Source organism: Microvirga sp. P4_G7, assembly GCF_056401005.1.
This window is the reverse complement of sequence record NZ_JBFUKD010000735.1, coordinates 1-1,735: the sequence shown is the minus strand read 5'-3', so window position 1 is coordinate 1,735 and position 1,735 is coordinate 1. Positions and strand designations below refer to the sequence as shown.

General features: G+C 71.7%; 1 protein-coding gene. It reads right to left on the bottom strand.

The features are described from left to right. Nucleotides 1–635: 635 nt before the first annotated feature. The coding region (locus AC1DT3_RS20125; protein ID WP_477466984.1) for a flavin monoamine oxidase family protein at nt 636–1,735 on the bottom strand (1,100 nt) is incomplete at its 5' end.

The following is a 1,735-nucleotide window of genomic DNA, read 5'->3' as shown; positions in this document are numbered from 1 at the left end:
GGCTTGTCCCGGTGACCTCGCTTCGTGAGGCGTGGCGCTCATCCGATCGGGGTGGCCGGGACGGGCCCGGCCATGACAGCGGTGGAGGATTGCCAACCCGCCCCTCGGTGTCATCACCGGGCTCGTCCCGGTGACCTCGCTTCGTGAGGCGCGGCGCTCAGCCGATCGAGGTGGCCGGGACAGGCCCGGCCATGACGGCGGTGGAGGATTGCGACCCCACCCCCCAGCTGTCATCACCGGGCTTGTCCCGGTGACCTCGCTTCGTGAGGCGTGGCGCTCATCCGATCGAGGTGGCCGGGACAGGCCCGGCCATGACAGCGGTGGAGGATTGCGACCCCACCCTCCTTTGTCATCACCGGGCTTGTCCCGGTGACCTCGCTTCGTGAGGCGTGGCGCTCATCCGATCGAGGTGGCCGGGACAGGCCCGGCCATGACGGCGGTGGAGGATTGCCAACCCACCCCTCGGTGTCATCACCGGGCTTGTCCCGGTGACCTCGCTTCGTGAGGCGTGGCGCTCATCCGATCGGGGTGGCCGGGACGGGCCCGGCCATGACAGCGGTGGAGGATTGCGACCCCACCCCTCCTTCGTCATCGCCGGGCTTGTCCCGGTGACCTCGCTTCGTGGGGCACAGCGCTCAGCCGATCGAGGTGGCCGGGACAGGCCCGGCTACGGCGGTGGGGGTAGGGAACCCGAGATGGGCGGCGACGTCTCCGGCGGCGCGGGTGCCTTCCTCCCAGGCGCCGCCGACTGTGCCCCATTGGGCGCGCGACAGGGCCTCGCCGGCAAACCAGATCCGGTCGGCGACGGGCGCTTTGAGAAGGTCGCGCGCCGGCACGTGGCCCGGCGGGGCCACCGCCCATGATGCGCCCGACCAGCGATCGTGCCGCCAGCGCGTCGCGCCGCAGATGGTGAGATCGGCGATGGCGCGGGCGCCGAAGGTGTCGCTCAAGGACCGGCGCACGAGGCGCGCGGCGGCGTGCCGGTCGCGGCCGTCGAGGCGGGCGGCGAGCTTGGAATCGAGCTCGGCATAGTGGAACGGCGTGCCGTCGATGCGGGTCAACAGGCCCGGCAGCTCGGTGTGGCCGCCGATCACCTGCGCCAGCCGGTCCGCCCCATGAAAAGGTGCGCTCGGCCAATGCAGGATCACATGCTCGTAGATGCCCTGCGCAAAGCCCGCGATGGCGTCCTCCACCGGGCCGGGCAGGGCCGGCGTGAAACGTGTTTCTCGGCGTTGCATCACCGCCATCGGCGCCGTCACGATGACGGCTTTCGCCGCGAGCGCGCCCGCATCTGTCACGACGCGAACGCCCGTCCCGGTAGTCTCGATGCCGGTGACGGCGACGCCGAGCGCGATCGGCAGGCCGTTGGCGAGGCGCGCGATATACGAGCCGAGCCCGCCGGCGATGAAGAAATTGTCGCCGTAATCCATCTCCGGCACGTCGTGCAGGCTGATCTCGTCGAGGGGGCGGCCGGAGACGAGGCCGTGGATCTTGGCGACCTGCCGGCCGAAACGGCCCAGCGGAGGAAGGGCGCTCGCCGCATTCCGGTCGATGGGTTCTTTCGCCAAGCGCGTGCCGGCGGCGTCCGCAAGCGCGAAGGCGCGGGCGCTGGCGGCCCGTTCGCGGCCGCTCGCCGGGCGGCCGTCGATGAGCACGTGCCGCCCCTGCGCCGCCAGCCGCAACCGCTCGCCCCGCTCGAAGGCGAGCCGCACGAGGGGGTTGATCGGCCCGTTAT